This is a genomic window from Pectobacterium zantedeschiae (genome assembly GCF_004137795.1).
GTDB classification, from domain to species: Bacteria; Pseudomonadota; Gammaproteobacteria; order Enterobacterales; family Enterobacteriaceae; genus Pectobacterium; species Pectobacterium zantedeschiae.
Genome location: NZ_NWTM01000003.1, coordinates 187,970 through 211,229, shown reverse-complemented (window position 1 = coordinate 211,229; position 23,260 = coordinate 187,970). Strand labels below are relative to the sequence as shown.

The 23,260-nt window shown below is 53.0% G+C and carries 22 protein-coding genes; 14 read left to right on the top strand and 8 right to left on the bottom strand.

The window, feature by feature from the left end; genetic code table 11:
• Window positions 1-115 precede the first annotated feature (115 nt).
• Complete coding sequence (yidA, locus tag CLR69_RS18220) at window positions 116-931, top strand: sugar-phosphatase (RefSeq protein WP_129712931.1); 816 nt, start codon at window positions 116-118, stop codon at window positions 929-931.
• 145 nt (window positions 932-1,076) lie between these two features.
• Here yidA and CLR69_RS18215 read toward each other — a convergent pair whose 3' ends face one another.
• Entirely contained in the window at window positions 1,077-1,973 is an 897-nt protein-coding gene (locus tag CLR69_RS18215) for a LysR family transcriptional regulator (protein ID WP_129707507.1), read from the bottom strand.
• A 142-nt stretch (window positions 1,974-2,115) separates the two neighbouring features.
• Between CLR69_RS18215 and CLR69_RS18210 the strand changes: the two genes are divergently transcribed.
• From CLR69_RS18210 to CLR69_RS18180, 7 genes are all read left to right on the top strand, one after another.
• A complete protein-coding gene (locus CLR69_RS18210) occupies window positions 2,116-3,666 on the top strand; it encodes an ABC transporter substrate-binding protein (RefSeq protein WP_129707505.1) in 1,551 nt (516 codons plus the stop codon).
• Between the two features lie 68 nt (window positions 3,667-3,734).
• On the top strand, window positions 3,735-4,619 hold the full coding sequence (locus CLR69_RS18205) for a dihydrodipicolinate synthase family protein (RefSeq protein WP_129712932.1): 885 nt from the start codon (window positions 3,735-3,737) through the stop codon (window positions 4,617-4,619).
• Window positions 4,620-4,727: 108 nt separating this feature from the next.
• Window positions 4,728-5,681, top strand: coding sequence for a nucleoside hydrolase (locus CLR69_RS18200; protein ID WP_129712933.1), 954 nt, complete (start codon window positions 4,728-4,730; stop codon window positions 5,679-5,681).
• 1 nt (window position 5,682) lies between these two features.
• Window positions 5,683-6,654: a nucleoside hydrolase gene (locus tag CLR69_RS18195; protein WP_129712934.1), complete on the top strand. Its 972-nt coding sequence runs from the start codon at window positions 5,683-5,685 to the stop codon at window positions 6,652-6,654.
• Complete coding sequence (locus CLR69_RS18190; RefSeq protein WP_129707497.1) at window positions 6,654-7,631, top strand: ABC transporter permease; 978 nt, start codon at window positions 6,654-6,656, stop codon at window positions 7,629-7,631. The genes CLR69_RS18195 and CLR69_RS18190 overlap by 1 nt, the downstream gene beginning before the upstream one ends.
• Window positions 7,628-8,536, top strand: coding sequence for an ABC transporter permease (locus CLR69_RS18185; RefSeq protein ID WP_129707495.1), 909 nt, complete (start codon window positions 7,628-7,630; stop codon window positions 8,534-8,536). The genes CLR69_RS18190 and CLR69_RS18185 overlap by 4 nt, the downstream gene beginning before the upstream one ends.
• 39 nt (window positions 8,537-8,575) lie before the next feature.
• The gene (locus tag CLR69_RS18180; protein WP_129712935.1) at window positions 8,576-10,375 is read left to right on the top strand and encodes an ABC transporter ATP-binding protein; all 1,800 of its coding nucleotides are present in this window, start codon (window positions 8,576-8,578) and stop codon (window positions 10,373-10,375) included.
• 86 nt (window positions 10,376-10,461) lie between these two features.
• Here the strand turns inward: CLR69_RS18180 and bhsA (CLR69_RS18175) are convergent, their stop codons facing one another.
• The 5 genes from bhsA (CLR69_RS18175) to CLR69_RS18155 form a co-directional block, all read right to left on the bottom strand.
• A complete protein-coding gene (gene bhsA / locus CLR69_RS18175; protein WP_129712936.1) occupies window positions 10,462-10,719 on the bottom strand; it encodes a multiple stress resistance protein BhsA in 258 nt (85 codons plus the stop codon).
• 179 nt (window positions 10,720-10,898) lie between these two features.
• Complete coding sequence (gene ssuB / locus CLR69_RS18170) at window positions 10,899-11,699, bottom strand: aliphatic sulfonates ABC transporter ATP-binding protein (protein ID WP_129712937.1); 801 nt, start codon at window positions 11,697-11,699, stop codon at window positions 10,899-10,901.
• On the bottom strand, window positions 11,696-12,490 hold the full coding sequence (gene ssuC / locus CLR69_RS18165; RefSeq protein ID WP_129707487.1) for an aliphatic sulfonate ABC transporter permease SsuC: 795 nt from the start codon (window positions 12,488-12,490) through the stop codon (window positions 11,696-11,698). Before ssuC ends, ssuB begins: the two co-directional genes overlap by 4 nt.
• Window positions 12,491-12,500: 10 nt before the next feature.
• Window positions 12,501-13,643 (bottom strand): FMNH2-dependent alkanesulfonate monooxygenase, encoded by a 1,143-nt coding sequence (ssuD, locus tag CLR69_RS18160; RefSeq protein WP_129712938.1) that lies wholly within the window; start codon window positions 13,641-13,643, stop codon window positions 12,501-12,503.
• Between the two features lie 58 nt (window positions 13,644-13,701).
• Window positions 13,702-14,724, bottom strand: a complete 1,023-nt coding sequence (locus CLR69_RS18155) for a sulfonate ABC transporter substrate-binding protein (protein WP_129712939.1) — start codon at window positions 14,722-14,724, stop codon at window positions 13,702-13,704.
• A 446-nt stretch (window positions 14,725-15,170) separates the two neighbouring features.
• Between CLR69_RS18155 and CLR69_RS18150 the strand changes: the two genes are divergently transcribed.
• The 4 genes from CLR69_RS18150 to CLR69_RS18135 all read left to right on the top strand — a co-directional run bounded on the left by CLR69_RS18150 (window position 15,171) and on the right by CLR69_RS18135 (window position 19,996).
• Window positions 15,171-16,616: an MFS transporter gene (locus tag CLR69_RS18150; protein ID WP_129712940.1), complete on the top strand. Its 1,446-nt coding sequence runs from the start codon at window positions 15,171-15,173 to the stop codon at window positions 16,614-16,616.
• Between the two features lie 314 nt (window positions 16,617-16,930).
• Window positions 16,931-17,254 carry a PTS sugar transporter subunit IIB gene (locus CLR69_RS18145; protein WP_029367717.1) on the top strand — a complete coding sequence of 108 codons (324 nt, stop codon included), beginning with the start codon at window positions 16,931-16,933 and terminating at the stop codon, window positions 17,252-17,254.
• Window positions 17,251-18,573, top strand: a complete 1,323-nt coding sequence (locus CLR69_RS18140; RefSeq protein ID WP_129712941.1) for a PTS sugar transporter subunit IIC — start codon at window positions 17,251-17,253, stop codon at window positions 18,571-18,573. The genes CLR69_RS18145 and CLR69_RS18140 overlap by 4 nt, the downstream gene beginning before the upstream one ends.
• A 25-nt stretch (window positions 18,574-18,598) precedes the next feature.
• Entirely contained in the window at window positions 18,599-19,996 is a 1,398-nt protein-coding gene (locus tag CLR69_RS18135) for a glycoside hydrolase family 1 protein (protein WP_129712942.1), read from the top strand.
• A gap of 195 nt (window positions 19,997-20,191) precedes the next feature.
• Here CLR69_RS18135 and bhsA (CLR69_RS18130) read toward each other — a convergent pair whose 3' ends face one another.
• The gene (bhsA, locus tag CLR69_RS18130; protein WP_129707473.1) at window positions 20,192-20,449 is read right to left on the bottom strand and encodes a multiple stress resistance protein BhsA; all 258 of its coding nucleotides are present in this window, start codon (window positions 20,447-20,449) and stop codon (window positions 20,192-20,194) included.
• A gap of 212 nt (window positions 20,450-20,661) precedes the next feature.
• Here bhsA (CLR69_RS18130) and CLR69_RS18125 point away from each other — a divergent pair, with 212 nt between their 5' ends.
• The gene (locus CLR69_RS18125; RefSeq protein ID WP_422762874.1) at window positions 20,662-21,972 is read left to right on the top strand and encodes a YidR family protein; all 1,311 of its coding nucleotides are present in this window, start codon (window positions 20,662-20,664) and stop codon (window positions 21,970-21,972) included.
• Window positions 21,973-22,019: 47 nt separating this feature from the next.
• On the opposite strand, the gene CLR69_RS18120 is transcribed toward CLR69_RS18125, so the two are convergent.
• Window positions 22,020-22,376 (bottom strand): YceK/YidQ family lipoprotein, encoded by a 357-nt coding sequence (locus CLR69_RS18120; RefSeq protein WP_129712943.1) that lies wholly within the window; start codon window positions 22,374-22,376, stop codon window positions 22,020-22,022.
• 388 nt (window positions 22,377-22,764) lie between these two features.
• On the opposite strand from CLR69_RS18120, the gene ibpA reads away from it, so the two are divergent.
• Window positions 22,765-23,178, top strand: coding sequence for a small heat shock chaperone IbpA (gene ibpA, locus CLR69_RS18115; RefSeq protein ID WP_113627117.1), 414 nt, complete (start codon window positions 22,765-22,767; stop codon window positions 23,176-23,178).
• Window positions 23,179-23,260: the final 82 nt, after the last annotated feature.

Below are 23,260 nucleotides of genomic sequence, written 5' to 3'. Positions count from 1 at the left end.
AGGAAGAGAGATTGTCCTGTTCTGTAATACGCCTGTCACCCTGCCGTATTTCACTAACGACTTCATCGCTGAATCGCGTTAGCATGAAAACAGATAACTTGATGCTGGAAAAACTATGTCTGTAAAACTGATCGCTATTGATATGGACGGGACGTTACTGACGCCCCAAAATCAAATTTCACCTGCGGTAAAGGTTGCGATTGCTGCTGCCAGAGAGAAAGGTGTTCAGGTCGTGCTGGCAACCGGTCGCCCCTACATCGGTGTCGAACGCTACCTGATGGAGCTGGATTTGCAGCAGGAAGGCTGTTACTGCATCACCAACAACGGTGCACTGGTACAGCGTACGGTCAACGGTGACTGTGTGGCGCAAACCGCGCTGAGCTTCGACGATTATCTCTATTTCGAAGCGCTGGCCTGCAAATTGGGTGTCCATTTCCACGCGCTGGACTTCAATTTCGTCTACACCGCCAACAAAGACATCAGCCCTTACACCATTCACGAATCTCACCTGACCGGGATGCCGTTGAAATATCGAGCGGTAGAAGAAATGGATCGCAGCCTGACGTTCCCGAAAGTGATGATGATTGATGAGCCAGAGATCTTGGATCGCGCCATCAGTCAACTGCCACCAGAAGCCTTTGAACGCTACACCATCATGAAGAGCGCCGAATACTATCTGGAAATTCTGGATAAGCGCGTCAACAAAGGTGAAGGCGTGAAGATGCTGGCGGAGCACCTCGGTATTCCACGCGAAAGCGTCATGACGCTAGGTGACCAGCAGAACGATCTGGCAATGATTCGCTATGCGGGCATCGGCGTCGCGATGGGGAACGCCATTGAGGAAGTGAAAGAAGCCAGCCAGTTCGTCACCAAATCCAACATGGAAGACGGCGTAGCCTACGCGATCGAGAAATTCGTGTTGAATGTCTGATTATTTACAGATAAAGCTGAATAGCCATCAATGATGGCTATTTTTATATAAAATAATAATTCTGCTATTTATTTTATATAAATCTATTCCCTGATATTTATTATTCAATAAATACATTAATAAAAATAACGACTTTGGTTGGACGTTATTTTAATTCCAGACTCGCTGCTATTTTCTCTTTCATAACCAAAGTGATGTGATTAACCACTTGGCTACGGGGGATTTGCGGGGGATATACCGCACAATACGCCATTTTTATATCGGGATTAAAAGGCTTAACGATGACGGGTGAAGGGCTGTTCAGCGCAGTAATAAAATCTACCACACCGATGCCAACATTTCTTGAAGCCAGCACGCAGCAGTTAACCATCGAGGTTTCGATTGGGTTATGCAGATAGCTCTGCTCTTTTCTGATGGCAATATCGAGCTGTGCCCGCAGTGGCGTGGTTCTTCCCGGCAAAATAGCACGCGAGCTGGCCAGATCGGCAAGCGTAATTTCATCCGCTGTGGCAAGGGGGTGATCCACCGCTAACACCGCGACTGCACTGGCGTCCGCCAGTGGTTCGGCCTCTAACCCTTTAATGCCAGGCTGGCCAAAAATAAAACCCACGTCATAGTGATTTTCAGAAATTGCGTTCGTAATGCGGCTGCTGCTTTCGATGTCTAAAAACAGGGAAAGGTCGGGGTATTTCTTGAGTAAGGTAGGGAGAACCTGGTCTGAACAAAGAAACGAGAGCGCCTGAACGGCGGCAATGCGCAGTATGCTGCCTCTGGCGTGGCGAATTTCATCGGCAATCAGCCCGATATGATCCAGCCCCAGATAAAGACGCTCCACTTCCCGATACAGCTTCATCGCCTCAGCGCGCGGAATCAGGCCGCGTCCGTCTCTATCAAACAGCTTCAGATTCAGTGCGTCTTCAAAGTCTTTAATGAGCCGACTGACTGCGGGCTGGGTGATATACATCATGTTGGCGGCAGCGGTAATGCCTCCGGTGAGGATGACTTTATGAAAGGCTTCAACCTGACGGGGATTGATACGCATGCTCGTCACCTTAAAACATAACATTTAGTTATCAATTTAACACAAAATGCAATTTTTCATTATCCAATCTGGCGCATAGACTCACAATCATAAGATTTAATACACTTCATTAGTACTCAATCATGGAATAGAGGGTTAGTGAATGAAGAAATCAACGCTGGCGTTATTGTTTACCGTTTTATTTTCATCTTCACCTTTGGTTTATAGCGCGGACCTGAATATCGGTTTGGCTTCCTCCACCACATCAATGGATCCGCAGTTTTATGTGGGTGGGGCAAATAGCGCAATGGCGCGCAATATTTTTGACGGTTTGGTTGTACAGGATGAAAAACAGCAGATTAAACCTGCCCTGGCAGCCAGTTGGAAAGTGATTGACGACAAGACGTGGGAGTTTGTATTGCGTCCTGGCGTTAAGTTTCACGACGGCAGTGATTTTACGGCTAAAGATGTGATTGCCAGCATTAAGCGTGTTGCGCTGGCATCAAAAAACAGCCCAAGTTCTTACGCACCCTACGTCAGCGACATTGCTGAAGTAATAGAAGTTAATCCACTAACGGTGCGGATAAAGACAAAAGAGGCTTCGCCACTGCTGCTGAATAATTTAAGTCGGATTTCCATTTTACCGGCCCGACTTGAGAACGTCCCGACGGAAACGTTGAATTCAGGAAAAGATGTGATTGGTACAGGGCCATTCAAATTTGTTTCCTGGGTGCCGGACGACCGGGTAGTCCTTAGTCGTAATGACGATTACTGGGGAGGAAAAGCAGAGTGGGACAACGTTACTGTCCGTGTATTTAAAAACAGTAGTGCACGTGTAGCAGCAGTATTATCCGGTGATGTGGACATGATTGAAAACGTTCCAACAGCCGATAGCAGTAATATTGAAAAAAATCAGCAGTTAAAAACGATTTCAACACCAGGGAATCGTATTATTTACCTTCACATGGACCAGCAGCGAGACGAATCGCCGTTTGCTAAAGGTCCTGATGGTAAAAACCCATTACTAAAAAAAGAAGTACGCCAGGCGATGTCTTTAGCTCTTAATCGCCAGGCAATCGTCGACCGTGTAATGGAGGGGCAGGCTGTTGTTGCCTCTCAGCTTGTACCGAAGGGGTATCTCGGGTATTCCGCTTCCATTCCTGCGCCGGTTTATAATCCGGAGAAAGCCAAGCAGGAACTGGCGGCGGCGGGTTACCCCAACGGCTTCACGCTGACCTTCCACGCGTCGAACGATCGTTATCCTAATGATTCTAAAATTGCTCAGGCCATTGGCCAAATGTTCACACGCGTCGGCATCAAAACCGAAGTGGTTACGATGCCCGGCAGTGTGTACTTCTCACGTGCGTCCCGTCTCGAATTCAGTTTGATTATGGGCGGGGCCGCGATTGAAACCGGGGAAGCTTCTGGAGTATTGGGGCCATTGTTAGAAACCTTTGGCCCCAATGCAGGACAGGGTAATCGTGGTCGCTATTCCAATCCTGTCTTTGATAAAACGCTGAACGAGGCACGTATCACGTTGGATGAAACCAAGCGTGATGCGCTGCTGGCAGAAGCGATGAACATCGGTATGAACGATTTAGGTGTCATTCCGGTGATGTTCCTGTCCAACACCTGGGCGATGAAAAAGCAGTATACCTATGTGGGCCGTTCCGATGCCTACACGCTGCCTTACTTCGTCCGTTCCGCGAAATAGTTACCTTTCAGTCATGATCCAAAAGGGGTGAGGCTTCACCCCTTATTACCGATAACAAGGAGAGCGGTGTGAATACGTTTAGCGGTGTTTTTCCCTATCTGGTGTCACCCGTCAGGCCTGATGGTCAGGTTGACAAGCCTGTGCTGGCGCAACTCACTGAGCATCTGATTCAATGTGGTGTGCATGGCGTCGTGCCGTTAGGTAGCACTGGTGAATTTGCCTATCTCTCTGCGGCTCAGCGTTTGGATGTGGTCAAAACCGTGATCGAGACGACGGCGGGTCGTGTGCCGGTGATCGCTGGTGTTGCTTCCACAACGATTCAGGACGCCGTTGAGCAAACTAAACGCTACGTTGAACTCGGTGCGGATGGCATTCTTGCGGTACTCGAAGCCTATTTCCCCCTCAAAGACGAAGGCGTTGAACAGTATTTCCGAGCCATTGCCGAAGCCGCGCAGGGCAAACCCGTTGTGCTCTACACCAACCCTCAGTTCCAGCGCTCCGATTTGAGCTTGCCCGTCATCGAACGCCTGAGCCATGTCAGCAATATCCTCTATATCAAAGACGCCTCAACCAATACCGGGCGTTTGCTGTCCATCATTGAACGTACCCGTGGCCGGATGGAGGTGTTCTCCGCATCCGCTCATATTCCTGCCTGTGTGATGCTGATTGGCGGTGTGGGTTGGATGGCTGGCCCGGCGTGTATCGTTCCCAAACAGAGTATTGCTTTGTATGAAGCCGCCCGCGCGGGTGACTGGAACAAAGCAATGGAGCTTCAGCGTCCGCTGTGGCGCATCAATGAAATCTTTGCCCGTTATTCCATTGCTGGCTGTATTAAAGCGGCGCTGCAATTGCAGGGATTTGCCGTAGGCGACCCGTTGCCGCCTCAGCAACCGTTGGATGAAAAGGCGTGTAAGGAGATCGCTGACGTTTTAGCGTCTGTTGGTTCCCTATAACGTAAAGGCATTAGGCATTTGTTATTTTTCACACTGTAGAGGTGTGGGGTTTTCTGCACCTTGAAATTTGGCTGTACCTATTAAAAAGAGAAAAGGAATCACCAAGGGATGAGTGCGTTACCTATTATTATTGATTGTGATCCGGGGATAGATGACGCCATTGCGTTATTAAGTGCATTTGTGGCGCCAGAGTTGGATATCCGCGGCATTTGCACGGTGTGCGGTAACCAGCCGCTGGAAAAGACGGTGCGTAATGCGCTGCAAATTGTTGAGCTGGGCCAGCGCACGGATATCCCTGTCTTCGCTGGCTGTCATCGGCCGCTGCTGCGCGAACCCATTCATGGCCAGTTTCACGGCGAAAGCGGACTGGGTCAAACGGTGCTGCCTGTACCGCAAAAACAGGCCGAAGCGCAGCATGCAGTGAGTTTTATTATTGAGCAGTGCAAGCAGGCGATAGCTGACGGCACGTCGATCACGCTGTGTACGTTGGGGCCATTAACTAATGTGGCGACGGCGCTGCGTATGGCTCCCGAGATTGCCGATGGTATTACACGCATTGTGATGATGGGCGGCGCATACCGGGAAGCGGGCAACCGCAGCCTGACGTCTGAATTCAATATGATTGCCGATCCGCAGGCAGCGAAGGTGGTGTTTGATTCGTCGATTGCCCTTGTCGCGCTACCGCTGGATGTTACGCATCAGGTGATTTTAACACCGGAATTGGTCGCGCGTTTCGTTGCGCTATCCGGGCGAATTTCCGCGCCGCTGGGTGAAATGATGGCATTTTGGGATCGTAACGATATTCGTCGCTATGGATCACGTGGTGGCCCACTGCACGACCCGTTGGTTATTGCCTGGGTTCTGGCTCCGCACTGTTTTACGACGGAAAAAGCCAGCGTTTACATTGAACAGGAAAGTGAGCTGTGCATGGGGCAAACCGTCGCCGACTGGTATGGAAAAACCGAGCGTCAACCGAATGTGGATGTGGTGACGGGGGTTGATGCCAAACAGGTTGTCGAGCTATTTGCTGATCTATTGAGCCGCTACAGAGAGGATGTCTGACATGCTTCGAGAGCGCATTATTATTGATACCGATCCCGGCGTTGACGATGCAATCGCCATCTGGCTGGCATTGGTATCGCCCGAGCTGGACGTGCTCGGCATTACCGCTGTGGCAGGTAATGTGCCGCTTGAGGCAACATTGCGGAATGCTTGCAACGTTGTTGGCCTGGCGGACAGAACCGATGTACCTATTTTTGCTGGTGCCTCGCGTCCGCTAATCCGCGATCAGGTTTTCGGTAAATACGCCCATATCGGCACATTTTCCTCTGAGTGGGTGCCGGAGAGCACGCTAGCGCCGGAACAGGAACACGCCGTTGATTTCCTTGTGCGGATGACGCGCCAGGCCGCTGCCGACAATAACCCGATCACCATTTGTTCACTCGGCCCGATGACGAATCTGGCGTTGGCGCTGTGCTTCCACCCTGACGTTGCACGCGGCATCAAACAGATTGTTTCCATGAGCTGTGCCTTTACCGCGATGGGAAATCGCGTGCCGTGGGCTGACTTTAACGTCTACGCCGATCCCCATGCGGCGGACATCGTTTTTTCCTCCGGCGTTCCCATTGTCATCATGCCATTGGATGTGACCTTTCAGGCTCTGATTCAGACGGAACAGGTTGATGACATCGAACGCAGTTGTGGTGCACCGGGTAAAGCGATGGCTGCACTGTTGCGCACGTTTGATCGCAATGAAGTAGAACGTTTTGGTCGTGAAGGTGGACCGATTCATGATGCGACCGTCATTGCGTGGCTGTTGAAGCCTGAGTTATTCAAGTCAAAACACGTTCGGGTTGGGGTCGAAGTTTCTGGTAAGACTGCGGGTTACGTGTTTGCCGATTTTTATCACAAGCTGGGTGAGCCAGCGAATGCGCTAGTCATGCGGGAAATCGACGAACAGGGATTTATTGGGCTGATTGCCGACCGCCTGCGCCACTACGATGTTGATGCAATAAACGGTTCCGGGGGGCGCTGATGATAGCCTACCTGCTGAGCCGAATCGGACAAACGCTGCTGACGCTGGCTGTTATGTCGGTGCTGGTGTTTGTAGGTGTCTATTTGGTTGGTAACCCGGTCGATATGCTGCTGGGTGCAACGGCCACGCCAGCGGAACGGCTGGCGGTAATTCAGTCTTTTGGTCTGGATAAGCCCGTCTGGGAACAGTACGGGCTGTTTGTCTGGAACGCCTTCCAGGGCGATATGGGCAAGTCTTTTATCTTTAACCAACCCGCGCTGACGCTGATTTTTCAACGCATGCCCGCGACGCTCGAACTGGCGATGGTGGCGTTCGTTATGGCGCTGGTTGTCGGTATCCCGCTGGGGATTTACGCGGGCCTGAAGCCGGACAGCGCGGTGTCCAAATCCATCATGACCTTCTCCATCCTGGGCTTTAGCCTGCCCACGTTCTGGATCGGGCTGGTGATGATCATGCTATTCAGCGTAAAACTCGGCTGGCTGCCATCATCGGGCAGGGGTGATACGCATGAGCTATTAGGTATCCCGTTCAGCTTTTTGACCCGCGACGGCCTCGAACATCTTCTCCTGCCCGCATTTAACCTCGCGCTGTTTAAAATCTCGCTGGTCATCCGCTTGATGCGTGCGGGGGTGATGGAATGCCTGCAACAGGATTATGTGCAGTTTGCCCGCGCGAAGGGGCTATCGGAAACCCGTATCGTGCTAGTGCATGTGCTGCGTAACACGCTGATTCCATTAATTACCGTGCTGGGGCTGGAGCTGGGTTCGCTGATCGCGTTCGCCGTCGTCACGGAAACTATTTACGCCTGGCCGGGCATGGGCAAGTTGATTATCGACTCGATCGCCGTGCTCGACCGCCCGGTTATCCTGGCTTACCTGATGATTACCGTCGTGATGTTCAGCGTGATTAACCTGTTGGTCGATTTGCTGTATGTGCTGGTTGATCCGCGTGTACGGCTGGGAGGAGACAAAGGATGACAGGGAATACCATACACCAGCCCGCTACCGTGCAAAAAGCCGTACATCCGGTGATGCGTGTAGTGATGGCGCTGATCAACGATCGGCTGGCGCTGTGTGGGCTGATCATGCTGGCGATTTTTGTGCTGCTGGCGCTGTTTGCCCCGCTTCTGTCGCCGCAGAACCCCTACGATCTGATGCAGCTCGACATCATGGATGGCCGGCTTGTGCCGGGCTCCTCCAGTATGTCGGGCATGACGTACTGGTTGGGGACCGACGATCAGGGTCGTGATCTGTTCAGCGCCATTCTTTATGGCACCCGTATCAGCCTGATTGTGGGTTTTTCCAGTGCGGTATTTGCGTTGCTGATTGGTGCATCGTTAGGGCTGATTAGCGCCTACGTTGGAGGAAAAACGGATGCGACGATCATGCGCATCGTTGATATCCAACTCAGTTTCCCCCCTATCCTGATTGCACTGATCCTGCTGGCTGTGCTGGGGCAAGGGGTCGATAAAATCATTATGGCGCTGGTGGTAACCCAGTGGGCTTACTACGCGCGGACGATTCGCGGTTCGGCACTGGTGGAACGTCGCCGCAGCTACGTGGATGCGGCACGCAGCATGGCGTTATCCAATCGCCGCATTCTGTTTCGCCATATTTTACCGAACTGTCTGGCACCGCTGATCGTCGTCGCGACGATGCGCATCGCCTACGCCATCATGTTGGAAGCCACGCTCTCGTTTCTGGGAATTGGACTGCCCGTGACGGAACCGTCGTTGGGGTTACTGATCTCAAACGGTTTTGAGTACCTGATGTCGGGCGATTACTGGATCAGCTTCTTTCCTGGGCTGACGCTGTTGCTGCTGATTGTAGCGATCAATCTGGTGGGGGATGCGCTACGCGACATCCTCAACCCACGGAATTAATCAGTGGGAACGCCCATGGGAATAAGGGGTAACGAACACATGACAGTGCCGATTATGTCCGTTTCACATCTCACCACCGCTTTCCAGGTGAACGGTGAGTGGATGAATGTGGTGCGGGATTTATCCTTCACAATTGGCGAGAAAGAGACGGTCGCCGTCGTGGGAGAATCCGGCTCAGGGAAAAGCGTGATGGCGAAATCGATCATGCGTTTGCTGCCACCCGGTCAAAGCCGGACTGAGGGGCAGATTCATTTCGGTGACACTGAACTGCTGTCGCTCCCCAATAAAGCGATGCAGGATGTGCGCGGTAACCGCATCGGCATGATTTTTCAGGAGCCGATGACCAGCCTGAATCCGGTGTTGCCGATTGGCTACCAGATTACGGAAGTGCTACGCCGCCATCGCGGCATGGGAAAAGCCGAAGCGCGTGCCGAAGCGATACGGTTGCTGGAAAAGGTACGCATTCCGGCGGCGAAATCACGACTGCACGAATACCCGCAGAGCTTCTCCGGCGGGATGCGCCAGCGAGTGGTGATTGCCATTGCACTGGCCTGTCACCCGAAGCTGTTGATCGCTGATGAACCGACGACGGCGCTGGACGTCACCATTCAGGCACAAATTCTGACGCTGATAAAAACCCTTCAGGAAGAAGAAGGGATGTCAGTGCTGTTTATTACCCACGATATGGGCGTGGTGGCGGAAGTTTCTGACCGCACGCTGGTAATGTATCAAGGCGAAATGGTGGAAAATGCCGTCACGCGGGAAATTTTTCACCATCCGCAACAGCCCTATACCCGCATGCTGCTGTCTGCCGTGCCCAAGCTTGGCTCGATGTCCGGCAGCGCATGGCCGCAGCGTTTTCCGCTGGTGGATCTCAAGACGGGCGAGCGTCAGCCAGTGCCGGATGCGGTGAATACCGTGTCAGGCGAGGAACCGGTGCTGACGGTAAAAAATCTGGTCACCCGATTTGATATCCGATCAGGATTTTTCCGTCGGCTGTCTGGGCGAGTTCACGCGGTGGAGAATGTCTCGTTCGATCTCTGGCCGGGAGAAACGCTCGCACTGGTCGGCGAATCGGGCTGTGGTAAATCCACCACCGGTCGATCGATTATTCGTCTCAACGATGCCGTCAGCGGTGACATTCAGCTTTTGGGCAAAAATATCCTGACGGCGGATAAGCATGCGCTGATCGATTCACGTCGGCAGATTCAGATGGTGTTTCAGGATCCGTATGAAAGCCTGAACCCGCGCATGCGGATAGGGGAGGCGATCGCCGAACCGATGCTGCTGCACGGGCTGGCGACCCGACAGAATGTGAATGCGAGAGTGGGCGAATTGCTGGAACAGGTGGGGTTATCCGGCGATATGGCCTCGCGTTTCCCGCATCAATTCTCCGGCGGGCAGCGGCAGCGCGTATGTATTGCCCGCGCACTGGCGCTGGAGCCGAAAGTGATTATTGCCGATGAATCGGTGTCGGCGCTGGATGTGTCCGTCAAGGCGCAGGTCATCAATCTGATGTTGGATCTTCAGCAGAAGCTGGGGCTGTCATTCCTGTTTATCTCGCACGATATGGCCGTCGTCGAGCGTATCAGCCACCGTGTGGCGGTGATGTATCTCGGCGAAATCGTGGAGATAGGTCCCCGTTCGGCAATCTTCGACAATCCGCAGCATGATTACACCCGACGTCTGATTTCTGCGGTACCCGTGCCTGACCCAGACACTCGTCCAGTACGTAATATTACCAATGATGAACTGCGCAGCCCGGTACGCGCACCCGATTTCCATCCTCCTGCACGTCGCTATAAGCAGGTCGGAGAGGGGCATTTTGTACTGGAGTAGATGACGTAACGTGGAATGTAAAAAAACGGACTTTCCTCTTGAGTGAGGAAAGTCCGTTTAATTTTTTGACTGTCTATCAGCAGACATTATTTGTAGATAACGGCGGTGCCGCGCAGTTGGTTGTCGCCCGTTGCAGATGTGATGGTGAAGGCACCCGCACCCGCTTTTTCAGCTTTCTGAGCTAACTGCGCTTGCAGTGAATCCAGGCTGTGTGCAGTCGCTGTAACTACACCTACTTTTTCCAGACCTTGTGCCTGTTGTGAAGACACTTGCTCAGCAGCGAAAGCACCGAAAGACAGAGTAGAAAGTACGACAGCTGCGGCGAAGAATTTTACGTTTTTCATGTGATAGTTCCTGTTCAATGTTGTTTGGAGTGAAAGGTTATTTCCTTTCGATGAAGAGGATACTACGCTGATACGTCGGGGAGATAAAATGGAGTGTTTTGAGAATATCTGTCAATATTTTTGATGTTTGTTCTGGCGATAAGATGCGCAGTCTCGATCGCCAGAATCCAGAACGGAGGTTATATCGCCGCCTGTTGAGGTAAGGGCGATGAAGTTGGAGCCAGTACGCGTTCCAGTACGCGAGCTTCCAGCTCCGCCAGCTTTGCCGAACCACGGCGTCGTGGTCGTGGCAAATCAACCATGATATCCAACCCCACACGTCCTTCTTCGATCAGAATAACCCTGTCGGCTAGCGCAATAGCTTCGGAAACATCGTGCGTGACCAGCAGTACGGTAAACCCGTGCTGAAGCCAGATATTTTCGATCAGGCTTTGCATCTCGATGCGGGTTAAGGCATCCAATGCCCCCAGCGGTTCATCCAGCAGCAGCAGGCGCGGATGGTGGATGAGCGCGCGTGCCAGCGCGACGCGCTGTTTCTGACCACCGGACAGCGCTGCTGGCCAGTCGTTAGCGCGATCTGCTAGCCCAACGGAGGCCAGCGCATCCTGCGCTTTCTCACGCCAGTTACCACGCAGCCCCAGCCCGACATTATCGATCACTTTTTTCCACGGCAGCAGTCGTGCTTCCTGAAACATCAGCCGCGTGTCGTCTTTCGCGCTGCTGAGCGGTGCGGTGCCAGTTAGAAGTTCGCCGCTGCTGGCTGCTTCTAGCCCAGCAAGCAGCCGCAGTAGGGTGCTTTTGCCGCAGCCGCTTCGGCCGACGATGGCAACAAACTGCCCGGAGGGGATGCGTAGTTGCACCTCATTCAGTACGGTCCGGTGGCCATAGTGCTTGGTGATGGCATCCAGCACCAGCGGCGTCCCTTTAGTGAGCGGAGACGGTGAGTGAGTGTGCGTTGCAGAATCGGTAAAAGCGGTCATGATGCGTCCCCCGATGAGGTTTGATAAGCCGGATTCCAGCGCAGCCAAATGCGCTCCAGCCCCTGAGCGCTGATGTCGGCCAGCTTGCCGAGCAGGGCGTAAAGGATGATAGCGACCACCACCACGTCCGTTTGCAGGAACTCGCGGGCGTTCATCGCGAGGTAGCCAATGCCGGAGTTGGCAGAAATGGTTTCTGCGACGATCAGCGTCAGCCACATAAAGCCCAGCGCAAAGCGGATGCCGACCATGATGGACGGCAGCGCGCCGGGCAGCACCACCTGATAGAACAGGCTAATGCCGGACAGTCCGTAACTGCGTGCCATTTCCAGCAGGCCGCGATCGATATTCTTAATGCCGTGATAGGTGTTGAGATAAACCGGGAACAGCGTACCCAGTGCGACCAGAAAGATTTTGGCCGCCTCATCAATGCCAAACCATAGAATCACCAGCGGGATCAGCGCCAGATGAGGAACGTTGCGAATCATCTGCACCGAACTGTCCAGCAAGCGTTCTCCCCAGCGTGACAGCCCAGTGATAAAGCCGAGCACCAATCCGATACTGCCGCCAATAGCAAACCCGATCAGGGCGCGCCAGCCGCTGATAGCCAGATGCTGCCAAAGCTCGCCGCTATAGATGAGCGACCACCCTGCGGTAATCACTGAACTGGGCGCAGGCAGAATCCGGTTGGATAGCCAGCCGAACTCGACGGACACCTGCCACGCGACCAGCAGCGTTACGGGGAGCAGAAAAGGCGCCAACCGCTGTGCCAGTGAAGAGAGCGTTCTTGCCATGATCGGTTCCTCAGCTTTGCGAGACTTTGCGCGGCACATAGCGGTTTGCCACGACCTCTCCCGCGTTGTTCACGGCATGCAGCTGTGTGGGCTGTTGCGCCAGATCGAGGTGCGGGAACAGCAGTTCACCCACGCGGTACGCCTCTTCCAGATGCGGGTAGCCGGACAGGATAAAAGTATCAATCCCGAGATCGGCATATTCCTGAATACGTTCGGCAACCGTCGGGCCATCGCCAACCAGCGCTGTACCCGCACCGCCGCGTACCAGACCGATACCTGCCCACAGGTTCGGGCTAATCTCCAGATTGTCCTTTTTGCCGCCGTGCAGAGCGGCCATGCGCTGTTGTCCGACAGAATCAAAACGCGCCAACGCCGCCTGTGCGTCGGCGATAGTTTTTTCATCCAGATGGGAAATCAGCCGATCGGCAGCCTGCCAAGCCTCTTCGGTAGTTTCCCGCACGATGACGTGCAGGCGAATACCGAAGCGAACCTCACGCCCCTGTGCCGCTGCTTTAGCGCGGACTTCCGCCAGCTTTTCTTTAACCTGCTCAGGCGGTTCACCCCATGTCAGGTAGAGATCGACCTGTTCTGCCGCCAGATTCTGCGCCGCCTCGGAAGATCCGCCAAAATAGAGTGGTGGACGCGGCTGCTGAACGGCTGGGTAAAGCAGTTTGGCGTCTTTTACCTGAATGTGTTTACCCGCGAAATCAACGGTTTCACCTTCCAACAGCCTGCGCCAGATATGGGTAAATTCCGCTGAGGCTTCGTAGCGCTCTTCATGGCTGAGGAATAACCCTTCGGCGGCCAGCTCTTCCGGGTCACCGCCGGTCACCAGATTGAACAGTGCCCGGCCGTTAGATAGCCTGTCCAGCGTGGCGGCCTGACGTGCGGCGATAGTGGGAGAAATCACACCGGGGCGCAGGGCAACCAGAAATTTTAGCCGCTGTGTTACCGGAATCAGGGATGCCGCGACCAGCCAGGAGTCTTCGCAGGAGCGGCCAGTCGGCAGCAGCACGCCGCCAAATCCTTGCCGCTCGGCGGCTTGCGCCACCTGCTGTAGATAGCTGTAGTCAACATGACGTGCGCCCTCGGCGCTACCAAGATAGCGACCGTCTCCGTGGGTGGGTAGAAACCAGAATACGTTAAGACTCATGGTGTTAACTCCTTAAACAGTCTTGTTTGGGGTAAACAAAATGTGTGTGATAAGCGGGTTATGGCGTTTGGGGATGCCAGACGCGCTCCGCGATATTGACCTTCACCGGCACCAGGCGGTTTTCATAAAACAGGTCGGCTGTGGATTGCTGTGCCTTGATCGTGGCAACATCCAGCGGTTCTATGGTGGTCGGCGGCCTATGGTCGAGCGCCGTTTCAATCACTTTTTCCGGCAGCCCTACCGCGTTTGCTAACAGTGTGACGCTTTGCGCCCGGTCGCTGATCGTTAAAGCATCGGCCTTGGTCAGTTCGTCCAGTACCTGACGAATAAAGGTGCCATGGGCTTCGACGTAGGGGCGACCCGCCAGATAGAAGGAGCCGGTTTTCTCCAACCCGCTGCTATCGACCAGCACGCGGACGCCGCCTTCCAGCAGCGCGGCGGAATAGTAGGGATCCCAGATTGCCCATGCATCGACATTGCCTTGTTGGAATGCCGCGCGGGCATCAGCGGGGGTTAGGTAGGTTGGTTTGATATCGGTGAATTTCAGCCCGTCGCGTTGCAGCGCTCGCAGTAGCGTGTTGTGCGCGCTGGAGCCTTTCTGGAAGGCGACTTTGCGACCTTTCAGGTCGGCAACGGTTTTCACCGGACTGTCTTCTCGTACCAGAATCACTTCGGCCTGTGGTTTAGGTGGCTCCACGCCAACATATAGCAGGTCGGCCCCGGCAGCCTGAGCAAAAATAGGGGGGATATCGCCAGTGCCGCCCAGATCGATGCTGCCAACATTAAGCGCTTCCAGCATCTGCGGGCCTGCGGGGAATTCAACCCAGCTGATTTTAGTATTGGGGAACTGCTTTTCCAGCAGTTGGTGAGATTTTGCCAACACCAGACTGATCGAGCCTTTTTGATAACCGACCCGAAGCTGCGTTGGAACGCTGTCCTGCGCATAAGCCGTGGACATGAACAGTACCGCACTGGCAGCCAGAATGGTGGGGATTTGGCGTAACTGTGCCGCTACGTTTTTCCATAACGGCGTGCGCTTCCCACATCCTTCCGTGACAGATTGTTTCATCATCGATGGCATGCTTATGCTTTCTCCCTTATAACTAAAAATCAAAATACAGTGAGGAAATGCAACATCAGGTGATAAACATAGCAGGGGGGAGGTGGGCTTTTTAAATCTCAATTTGTCGTTTTTATAGCCAAAAGTAGAAAATGCCTGAAATCAGTACACTAAGAGCCTATCCCAATGGGATTTTATTAATTCCATTTTGTCTTCGATGGGAGTTCCACTGCCCTATCCAAAGTACATCTGTGTCAACAAGCGAGCAGTAGATCGGTGGCTGGCGGTAAGCAATGCGTACTGTCTGAGACTCAGTTCCGTCACAGAGACGCGTGCCCAAATCTGATTTTTCAACGAAGCCTCACAGACATTAAAAAGTAGTTATCAGCCAGTTTGTTTATTTGGTATAACAACTTTCCATCTTGTCACGCCTTTACCACGTCGTGACGAATCGCTGAGGGCGGTATGTGGCTTTAACAGATTCATCCCGGGACAAAGCGCCTCGGCAGGAACACTCTGACTCAGAGCAGATTTCAGGGCTGGCGCTGCTGGTTGCCAGTGCTTTTTTTATGGAGTTTCTTGATGGAACGGTGATTGCCACGGCTCTGCCAGATATGGCAAAGGCGTTTGGTGTCACGGCGATAGACCTTAATATTGGTATCAGCGCTTATTTATTAACTCTGGCAGTGTTGATCCCGGCCAATGGGTGGGTTGCGGAGCGTTTTGGTGCGCGGAATGTATTTACCCTGGCGCTGTGCATTTTCACGCTCTCATCCCTATTATGCGGCCTGAGTCAAAATGTCACTGAATTTGTTCTGATGCGTATCCTCCAGGGGATCGGTGGTGCCATGATGGTTCCGGTAGGACGTCTGGTCGTTCTGCGCACCACCCCGAAGGATCAGTTGATTAAGGCGATCGCAACGCTAACCTGGCCCGCGCTGGTGGCACCGATCATTGGGCCACCGCTGGGCGGATTCATTACCACCTACGCCAGCTGGCACTGGATTTTCTTTCTCAATGTCCCCCTTGGACTGATCGCCATCGTGCTGTCATTGCGGATGATGCCTAAACAGTCAGCGAATGAGAGCAGGCCATTTGATTTCCCTGGGTTTGTCGCTACAGGCGTAACAATGTTGTGTCTGGTCGTAGGGCTGGAAATGCTCAGCCAGCAAAATGTCAGCCTGACCGGAGCCGCGGTCACTATTGCGATTGGCCTTGCCACGTTGGTGTGGAGTATCCGTCATCTTTTGACCTGTAAAACGCCGCTGATTGGCCTATCTTCGCTTTCGGTGCCTTCATTTCGCATCAGCATGCGCGGGGGATTTATTCTTCGTGCGACGATCAGCTCCGCGCCCTTTATGCTGCCACTGATGTTTCAGGTTGGCTTCGGGATGAACGCGTTTGAAGCCGGTTCGATGGTGCTTGCCGTGTTTGCAGGCAATTTGGCGATGAAGCCTGCGACCACGCCGCTGATTCGCTACTTTGGCTTCCGCAAGCTACTCATCAGTAACGGTATTGCCTGCGTTTTGACGCTGCTGCTGTGCGCGTTGCTAACGCCAGACTCACCGCATCTGATAACGCTGACGCTGCTGTTCCTCGGCGGGCTGAGTCGTTCCATGCAGTTTACCGGCATCAGTTCGCTGGCGTTCGCTGAAGTTCCGTCGCAAGAGATGAGCTCAGCCAATACACTGTTCAGTACCTCGCTCCAGCTCGCCAGCGGCTTGGGGGTAACGATGGGGGCGCTAAGCATACGCTTGGGCAACATCCTCAGTGATGAGCTGGGCTATACAGCCGTGCCTGGCATGGGGTTTCGCCTGGGATTTGTGGTCATTGCGATTATCACCGCCTTCGGAGTGTATGACATGACGCGACTCGCACCAAATGCAGGTATCAACGTCTCGCAGAAAAAATAGATTAGCGCCAGCCAACGGATTGCTTTGCCATTATCGATTAAATGACAACGCCTTTTGGGATAGATTCTTAGCATAATAAGCGTAGCAATAGCGCGTTTTCCCCCTCCTTCACGTCTGAAATACGTTTTCCATGACCTGCCTCACATTGTTTCCGGCAATGTCTATCATTTCGTGAACCTATTCTCATATCTGTGTTTTTTTCATGGAAAACGGTTTCCGTTTTGTTTCCAATGATGATGTTTCCATGAACGTGCTTCCAATGAGGTGTTTATTCACGACGCTTTTTATTCATGACGTACGACGGGGTGTTGAAAATGAAAAGGATCATGCTTTGTTGTTCCGCTGGGATGTCTACCAGCCTTTTAATGAGAAAGATGAAGGAGGCGGCCAGCGCACGTGGTCTGGACGTTGAGATTGCCGCTTATGCCGCCCATGAATTTGACGAACAAGTCGGGAAGTATGACGTTGTGCTGCTGGGGCCACAGGTGAAATATATGCTGGCGTCATTCAAGGAAAAAGCCGAGGGAAAAGGTGTGCCCGTGGCAGCGATAGATATGATGGATTACGGTATGCAGCGCGGTGACAACGTGCTGGATTTTGCATTTTCACTGATCGAAAAATCAGGACAACCGCTATGAGTGGTCTCTATCAGTCGATGGTCGATATCATCGAGCAAAAGATTACCCCGTTGGCAGGTGTGGTAGGGCAACAGCGCCACATCATCGCGATTCGTGATGGCTTTATCGCCGCGCTGCCTTTCATGATCATTGGTTCATTTATGCTGGTGTTCATCTTCCCGCCGTTCTCGCCGGATACTACGTTGGGGTTTGCCCGCGCGTGGCTCGATTTCTCCGTTACCTACCGTGAACAGCTGATGCTGCCGTACTACCTTAGTATGGGGGTCATGACCTTCTTTATCTCAGTGGGAATTGGTGCCAGCTTGGGTAAGCATTACAAGCTGGATCCGATCATGACCGGTCTGCTGGCGCTGATGGCGTTTTTGTTGGTGGCTGCGCCTTATCATGATAAGCAGATTTCCACTCAGTACTTCTCCGGCGAGGGGATTTTTACCGCAATTCTGACCGCAATTTATGCGGGTGAAGTGTATGCCTGGCTGAAGAAGCGCAACATCACGATTCGCCTGCCGAAAGAGGTGCCGACCGGCGTGGCACGTTCGTTTGAAATTCTTATCCCCGTGTTGGTGATCGTCGCGACGCTGCACCCGTTTAACCTGTTCATCCAGTCCGCTACCGGCATGATTATCCCGGAAGCTATCATGCACCTGCTGGCACCGTTGATTTCTGCATCGGATTCGCTGCCCGCGATTCTGATTTCGGTATTTATCTGTCAAATTCTGTGGTTTGCCGGGATTCACGGTGCGCTGATCGTTACCGGAATTATGAATCCGTTCTGGATGACCAACCTGGCGCTGAATCAGGCTGCACTCTCGGCAGGTGCGCCGCTGCCACATATTTATTTGCAAGGCTTCTGGGATCACTATCTGCTGATCGGTGGCGTTGGTTCCACACTGCCGCTGGCCTTTTTGTTGCTGCGTAGCCGTGCGGTTCATCTGAGGACGATTGGCCGTATGGGTGTAGTGCCGAGCTTTTTCAATATTAACGAGCCGATTCTGTTTGGTGCTCCGATCATTATGAATCCGCTGTTGTTCCTGCCGTTTATTTTCGTACCGATGGTCAACGCGGTTATTGCCTATACGGCGACGAAGCTCGGCTGGATCGCGCAGGTGGTTTCGCTGACACCGTGGACGACGCCTGCGCCGATTGGTGCATCATGGGCGGCGAACTGGGCTTTCAGCCCGGTGATCATGTGTCTGCTCTGCATGGTGATGTCGGCTGCGATGTACTACCCGTTCCTGAAAGTCTACGAGCGCACGTTGCTGAAACAGGAGCAGGAGAAACAACAGCAGGCAGCGAGCGAAGCCAGCGCACACGCATAAACACGAGTGAAGCAGAGAGGAACGTATGCACGATCATCTTCAGAACAATTTTCGCTTCCCAGCGAATTTTTGGTGGGGCAGTGCTAGCTCGGCACCGCAAACGGAAGGCGAAAGCCTCAACTATGGTAAAAGCGCTACCGTGTGGGATGAGTGGTTTGCCATGCAGCCAGGCCGTTTTCACCAGCAGGTTGGGCCTGCGGACACCTCCACGTTTTATCAACACTGGCGTGAAGATATCGCACTGCTGAAAACGCTGAATCACAACACGTTCCGAACGTCGATCTCCTGGGCACGGCTGATTCCCGATGGCGTTGGTGAGCCTAATCCGCAGGCAGTCGCATTTTATAATCAGGTCATTGATGAAATGCTGGCGCAGGGCATCACGCCGTTTATCAATCTGTTCCATTTTGATATGCCAATGGTGATGCAGCGGCTAGGCGGCTGGGAAAATCGGGCGGTGGTGGTGGCCTACGCGGGTTATGCGGCAACCTGCTTCCGTCTATTTGGCGATAGGGTAAAACATTGGTTTACATTCAATGAGCCGGTGGTGCCAGTGGAAGGCGGGTATCTGTATGATTTCCACTACCCGAACGTGGTGGATTTCAAACGCGCCGCGACGGTGGCGTACCACACTATGCTGGCGCACGCGCTGGCGGTGAAAGCTTATCGTGAACAGTCTCAGGGCGGGGAAATTGGCATTATCCTCAATCTGACACCTTCTTATCCGCGCTCCCAACATCCGGCCGATGTCCAGGCAGCCAACATTGCCGATCTGATGTTTAACCGCAGCTTCCTCGATCCTACACTGAGGGGGGAATATCCGCAGGAATTGGTCGATCTGCTACAGCGATACGGCCAACTGCCGAGCTGCCAGCCAGACGATCGTGCGCTGCTGGCCGATGGGGTTGTCGATCTGCTGGGCATTAACTATTACCAACCGCGCCGTATTCAGTGCCGCGACAGTCTGGTCAATCCCGATAGTCCGTTTATGCCTGAGTGGTTCTTTTCCAGCTATGAGATGCCGGGACGAAAAATGAATCCCTATCGCGGTTGGGAAATTTACGAACCGGGCATCTATGACATCCTGACGAACCTGCGGGTGAATTACGGCAATCCGCGCTGCTTTATTTCGGAAAACGGCATGGGGGTGGAGAACGAACAGCGTTTCGATGCCAACGGCCAGATTCAGGATGATTACCGCATCGATTTTGTCCGTGAACACCTGAAGTATGTACACAAAGGCATCGCGGAAGGCAGCAATTGCCTCGGCTACCATATGTGGACGTTTATCGATAACTGGTCGTGGTCGAATGCCTACAAGAATCGCTATGGTTTTGTGCAGTTGGATTTGGCGACGCAGACGCGCACGGTGAAGAAAAGCGGGGAATGGTTTGCGACGGTGGCGGCTGAGAATGGCTTTTGACCAAAAGCACACATAAAAAAACGTAGGGAACGTTTTTCAACGTCGCTTGCGACGGCCCGTCATAAAAAAAACCGGCTTGCCCTGATGAGGAGGCAAGCCGGAAAGAGGGTAATACGTGATGTCTTACTGGTCTATCTATGATAGCTATCGGGCTGGGATGGCTTATCGGGACAAACAACTCAGGGTTAACAACGCTTAGTTGAAGATTACCGCTGAGCCACGCAGCTGATCGTTACCGGTCGCAGACGTGATGGTATAAGCTTTAGCGCCTGCTTTTTCTGCTTTCGCTGCGAGCTTAGCTTGCAGTGAGCTCAGGTCTTGAGCAGTAGCGGTAACAACGCCTGCTTTTTCCAGATTCTGTGCCTGTGAAGGAGATACATATTCAGCAGCAGAAGCACCGAAAGTCATGGTAGCGAGAACAACAGCAGCGGCGATGGTTTTTACGTTTTTCATGATGTCTTATCCTTTTCTGGTTTGATTGGTGAAAGGGGGCTGCCCTTTCGATATGAAGAATGTTACGCCGATGCTAATGAATTAAAAAACGGATGTTATTGAGGTAGTCTTTCTATTTTTTTGAATGACTTTTATTGGTGTTGTTTGTTTTTTTTAAATAAAAAACAATTACTTATACATAAAACTGAAATTGATTTACAAACTATTGACTGATGTTGAATAACTGGGGTGATGTCTTGTCTGTTGAAGTTCAATTAACGTTTAATGCTGCTGGGCATCAAATTACCAATATTAATTGCTGGTCATGTGATGGAAATTGGCTGGTTTATGACATAAGACCCTATGGATCTTCATTCACAGGGCTGACCATTGAGCGCATACACCTGAAAAACCTGAAAACCGAGGTGATTTATCGGGCGACGGCGGGCGCACACGTGGGCGTCGTAACCTGTAGCCCGCAAGAACCGCTGCGCTATGTCTTTATTCACGGGCCGGAAAATCCAGATAGCGAGTGGCAGTATGATTTTCACCATCGCCGTGGAACGATAGTGGCAGATCGCCAGCGCGATAAGGCAATCACGCTTGATGCCTTGTCTATTACGCCGCCTTATCAGGCTGGTGCGCTGCGCGGCGGTACGCACGTCCACGTCTTCAGCCCAGATGCGAGTCGCCTGAGCTTTACCTATAACGACCATGTGTTGCACGAGCACGACCCTGCATTAAACTTGCGCAATGTGGGCGTGGCCGTCCCGCTACAGGGCGTTGCCGTTGATAAACACCACCCGCGTGAATATGACGGCAGCCACTATTGTGTGCTGGTCAGCAAAACGACACCGCAGCCGCAGCCCGACAGTGATGAAATCAATCGCGCCTATGAAGAGGGTTGGGTTGGCACCACGGGCTATATTCGACAGGACGGTTCGCGGCAGCGCTGGGCACTGGCGTTTATCGGCGACACGCGTGCGGTGGATGGAACAACCATCCCTGAGATCTTTATCGTCGATTTGCCGGAGGTACTGGAAGATTACGCCAAAGAGGGTGATGCGCCATTAGCGGGGACGGCAACGTCCATGCCTGCGCCGCCAGCGGGCGTGCAGCAGCGGCGTTTAACCTTTACGCACCCGCGTCGTTATCCTGGTTTGGTGAACCAGCCGCGCCACTGGCTTCGGGCTTCACCCGATGGTCGCGAGATTGCTTTTCTGATGCGCGATGAGGCTGGTGTGGTACAGCTATGGACGATTTCTCCGAATGGTGGTGAGCCAAGACAGGTAACGCACACGGAATACGGCGTACAGTCTGCCTTTAACTGGCACCCGGATGGGCGTTCTCTGGCATTTGTGTGTGACAACAGCATCATGCTGTGTGATGCGAAAAGCGGTGAACTTGCTCGACTGACGGCGCGGACGGACTGCGCACCGAGTGCGGATGCGGTGGTCTTTTCCCCTGATGGGAAACACGTTGCGTATATGCGGGAAATTGACGGTTTTAATCAGCTTTTTGTCGTGGCCTGCTTGTTATCATGACTGCGGTGTAGCGGATTCACCCGTGGTTCACGGCGAGAGCGGCGTTATCAAAGTTGATTATGCGGCGTGGTGGCAAATTGTGAACTGGCAGTTTGGTTTTGCTCTTCGCTCTGCGAAATGCGTTCACGCGTCGACAGTTTGCGCTTCTCGCTGCCCGCGCGATAGTAGTCGTAGGGCAGCAGCAGCGTGTCGGCAACCGCGGAGAACGGCAGATCGATCGCGACTAGCGGGATCATCGCCCAACTGGTGTCATCGTCACGCAGCATACCTACGCCGGCGCGCGTGCCGGAATAGTACCCCTGATCGCTTCCGGTATGCGTCATGACGCTGGAGCAGCCGCTGGTAACTACCGCGCCGCTACCAGTAATAATGAAAGAGAACAATGCACTTTTCAGTAAAGTCATATTACCTATCCATTAAGAACCTGCTGCCAGAGTGGGTCTAAGCCTGGTACTGGTCACTTGAGTCCGTTGTTAGGGGAAACACAAGGGGAGGTTCCCGTAGGGACGTCTCACTCCTGTGGTCGCCCCGTGTATCTCGATGCTTAAACGATCGGCACTAGGCCAAAACCTGCCTATCTTGAGTGTATGTGATAACGCCCACAATGTGAGTGAATATTGCATGAAACGTAGCGATTTTTCTTTTTTGCCTCTTGAAAGTCTGAGGGGGGTCACCATATTGATTATAAGTCGGAAGAAAACGATACGCCGTCAGGGTATTCGTCCCGGCTGTGAGCCTGTCCCTAGGGAAGGTAAAGAATAAATCCTCGCTGCATGTTTAGGAGGCTGTTTTATGCGTAACCCCGATTTTTCCCCACTGTATCGTTCCGCTATTGGTTTTGATCGCCTGTTCAATCTATTAGAAACCGGCCAGACCCAGAGTAACGGCGGCTATCCTCCCTACAACGTCGAACTGGTTGACGAGAACCAATACCGCATTGCGATTGCCGTAGCCGGTTTCGCCGAGCAGGAACTGGACATCACCGCGCACGACAACCTATTGATTGTCAAAGGTGCTCATGCTGGTGAGCAGATTGCCCGCAACTACCTGTATCAGGGCATTGCCGAACGCAATTTCGAGCGTAAATTCCAACTGGCCGAACATATTCAGGTAAAAGGTGCCAATCTGGAAAACGGGCTGCTGTATATCGATCTCGAACGCATCGTGCCGGAAGCGATGAAGCCGCGCCGGATTGAAATCAAGTAAATCACTATTAAGTCAATGAATGAATACTTCGTCTGCCGAATGGGGACGACGCCAGCTATTGAACCGTGGCTGGAATAAACTA